The sequence below is a fragment of the Viridibacillus sp. NPDC093762 genome (assembly GCF_050279675.1).
Classification (GTDB): domain Bacteria; phylum Bacillota; class Bacilli; order Bacillales_A; family Planococcaceae; genus Viridibacillus.
In genome coordinates this window covers 1-3,556 of sequence record NZ_JBNNUK010000047.1, presented here as the reverse complement: position 1 = coordinate 3,556, position 3,556 = coordinate 1, and the positions used below count along the sequence as shown (strand labels likewise).

Below are 3,556 nucleotides of genomic sequence, written 5' to 3'. Positions count from 1 at the left end.
AGTTATAAAAGTAAATGTAAAATGGGATGACTTTGAAGAGGCATTTGAACTGCATAATAATAGTAAATAGTAAGTAACTTTGTTGAACTAACGGGTGCTTTACTTAAAGATCATTGAGTTGCATATGCAGCTCTTTTTTTCTTATTGAACTAACGGGGCAGGTTAGTTGAAGAGTAATGTTGAATTGTTATAGGTAAACAGATAATAGTGTGCGTTATACAAGGGGGTTTTGAGGTGAATGTAATTGCGTGGCTGATCGTTGCTTGTGAAATAGGGTTTTGGGTTATTATCGCTTTAGGTCTATTCACACGATATATTCTAAAAAGAAATAAATTAGGATTATTTTTCTTAGCTTTAACACCTGTTATTGATTTAATTTTATTAGTTGCCACGGGTATTGACTTGTATCGTGGTGCGACTGCTACCCAAGTGCATGCAATTTCTGCTGTATATATTGGAATCTCAATCGCATTCGGTAGGAGTATGATTGAATGGGCTGATATACGTTTTCAATATTATGTGATGAAACAAGGAGCGAAACCATTTAAGAGATTTGGCATCGATTATGCGAAACACTATTTTAAAAGCTGGGGACAACATGTGCTTGCTTTTCTAATAGGTGCCGGGGTTTTATTCACCTTAATCTATTTAATTAACGATTCAGCTCGAACAGAAGTGTTGGCTGGATTTTTAAAAGTATGGACACTTGTGTTAGGTATCGATTTTTTGATTGCCATAAGTAATTTTATTTGGCCGAAAAGGGCAAAGGGATAACAATATTATAATACCGCAATCGGGCGCGATTGTTTAATAAGCGTCGCTGTTCTAATTCAACTAACGGGGCAGTTTAGTTGAAACATAAATTGGATATTAAACCTGATTTGAACAAAGGAATTGAGAAAATAGTTGTAATGAGTCTTACATCGGAGGAGATGAATATATGAGTTTACAGAAATGTGATAAATGTAATACTCAAATTAAATGGAGTAAAATCATAAAATCCCTTTTTTTAGCATACAGACCTATTCAATGCAATCAATGTGGTACGGTGCATAGAATAAGATTCTCTTCAAGGATTATATTTTCTTTGTTATCAGTTCTACCATTGTGGTTACTGGGCTTTATCATATTAAATCAATTATCGTTATCCATTTTTTATACTTTTTTGATAATGATTTTATCTGGTGTATTTTTGTTTTTGTTATTTCCTTTTTTGGCGAAGTACAAATCGGAATACTGAATATCATCATGAGCTTATTAAGCTAAGGAGTGCGGTTGTTAAAGATTATTAAGTTGTATAAGTAGCTCTTTTGCTTATTGAACTAACGGGGCAGTTTAGTTGAATAAGGAATTAATGTAAAATAAGGGTTATGTAATAAATATTTACTATTAATATTGGTCCAATTTTAGCTTGCAGTATTTTTTTAGAATATTTAAATAAGAGTTGAGTATGCCGCCCATCTAAAGAACGAAATATATGAAATAACTTCGACAAATTGTAAATATAACAAGTGGAGTTAGTAGAGCTTTTATATAAGATAAAAGGAGTGATTCTAGAATTGAATGAATTCAAAATAACAGTAGATAATTATACTTTTCACGGTTATGAATTTGGTGAAAACAGCCTTCCTTCACTTGTTTGTCTACATGGGATGACAGGTGATTTAAAAAGTTTTTCAGGACTTATCGAATACCTAATAAATGATTTTCATCTAATTCTTTTAGATAATCCAGGTCATGGAGAAACAAGCCCACTAGAACTGGAGGATGATTACAGATTTTCTTCTTTAGTAAACCGAATTTATCAAGTAATACAAAAGATTACGAATAAACCATTTTACATATTAGGGCATTCTTGGGGGGCAGACCTTGCTCTAAATTTAGCGAAAATTCACCCAAATAAGATAACAGGGTTAATTTTAATAGATGGAGGATATGTGTTTCCTGAGCATGTCGACGGGATGACGAAAGAAAAAGCCTTGCTAGGTTGGGAGGAATATATTGAATCGAGTAAATATAGCTCATGGGATGAAGTGGTCAAAGAATACCAAGATTACACAACAAAACAATGGGATACAAGCCTTGATTCAATAATATTCTCTAACTTTAAAAAAGAAAAAGGTGACTATATCTTAAAGGCAGACCTTTTTAGTGTTCTAGCAACAATTAAGGCGTTTTATAAAGAACCTTGCTCTACAACTTATGATAATATTCTGTGTCCTGTTTTGTTATTGCATGCAACAATTCCAATTATTGATTCATCTAGAGACAAAGGATTACTCCAAATTAAAAAAAACATTAATACAATAAAGGTAAAAGGCATAGAAAACACCAAACACAATGTCCATTGGGATATTCCTAATTCTGTCGCAAATGAAATCCTATTGTGGAAACAGGAAAATTATAAAGTTTATTAACGACATTTCCTTCTAAATTAAAAGAAACCATTGCTGAAGAATAATGTATGGATAGTCAGCTTTTTTCTGATTGTGCTAAAGCAATACTTTTTATTCTTCAACTAACGGGTCAGGTTAGTTGAATAAGTGAACAGAATGCTGCTAAGTTATTTAAAGGATAATTCCATAGTATAAAGAATTTGTTAAAAGTTATAGTAACCATAAAATTTGAGGTGCAAAAAGTGAGAATTCAATTTTATGATATCGGATTAGTAAATGATAAGGATTTAAAATTTGCAGTTATAAGTACTATTTATAAAGGTAAGTGGCTATATGTAAGACATAAAGAACGAAAGTCATGGGAAATTCCTGGTGGGCACAGAGAACCTGAAGAACTAATTATTGAAACAGCTAAAAGAGAGTTATTTGAAGAGACAGGGTGTAAAGTAGTTGATTTAGTTCCAATTAGCGACTATTCAATGGAAGATTCTTTTAATAAGGTTTTTGGAAGGTTATACTTTGCCAAGGTTAAGGAAATTGGTCAATTGCCAATATCAGAAATTGATGAAGTGAAACTATTCGATAACCTTCCTAATAACCTTACTTATTTAGAGATTCAACCAAAAATATTTGAAAAGACACTTACTTTCATTAAAGATTGTAAAGGTTGCACTTAGAGTATCGGGTGCTTTACTTGAAGATCATTAAGTTGCATAGGCAGCTCTTTTTTCTTCTTAAACTAACGCAGCAGGATAGTTGAACAAGAAACACATGTTTTATGATAAAGTATATGTAATATTTTGAGAGATGAGGGAAGTGAAATTGATAAAGTATTTAATAGGTTATTCAGCAGGATATTTTGTTAGTATGTTAATAATTTACTTTATCTTTGATTACTTTTCTTGGTCATATGCTGTGGGTTCTTTAACTGCTATAGTTATTTTCGCACTTATTATAAAGATGCTTCGCAGAAAAGATAACTGAATTTATTCTAACCGAATTCTTAATGAACTAACGGGGGCTTTACTTGAAGATCATTGAGTTGCATATGCAGCTCTTTTTTTCTTATTGAACTAACGGGGCAGGTTAGTTGAAGAAGGTATGTATAATATTGATTAAAGGAAAGTAATAAAAGATAAGTTTGGAGAGGATTTTTTTAC

4 protein-coding genes are annotated in these 3,556 nt (G+C 31.8%); all 4 read left to right on the top strand.

The window, feature by feature from the left end:
* Window positions 1–234: 234 nt before the first annotated feature.
* The 4 genes from ACQKM9_RS21775 (at window position 235) to ACQKM9_RS21760 (ending at window position 3,073) form a co-directional block, all read left to right on the top strand.
* A complete protein-coding gene (locus ACQKM9_RS21775; protein WP_427736565.1) occupies window positions 235–774 on the top strand; it encodes a hypothetical protein in 540 nt (179 codons plus the stop codon).
* Between the two features lie 166 nt (window positions 775–940).
* Window positions 941–1,240, top strand: coding sequence for a TIGR04104 family putative zinc finger protein (locus ACQKM9_RS21770; RefSeq protein ID WP_427736564.1), 300 nt, complete (start codon window positions 941–943; stop codon window positions 1,238–1,240).
* 271 nt (window positions 1,241–1,511) lie between these two features.
* Window positions 1,512–2,417, top strand: a complete 906-nt coding sequence (locus ACQKM9_RS21765) for an alpha/beta fold hydrolase (protein ID WP_427736562.1) — start codon at window positions 1,512–1,514, stop codon at window positions 2,415–2,417.
* A gap of 221 nt (window positions 2,418–2,638) precedes the next feature.
* Entirely contained in the window at window positions 2,639–3,073 is a 435-nt protein-coding gene (locus tag ACQKM9_RS21760; protein WP_427736561.1) for an NUDIX hydrolase, read from the top strand.
* Window positions 3,074–3,556: the final 483 nt, after the last annotated feature.

Coding starts and splice junctions, on each gene's coding strand:
- ACQKM9_RS21770 (WP_427736564.1), top strand. CDS start 941: ATGAGTTTACAGAAATGTGATAAATGTAATACTCAAATTAAATGGAGT.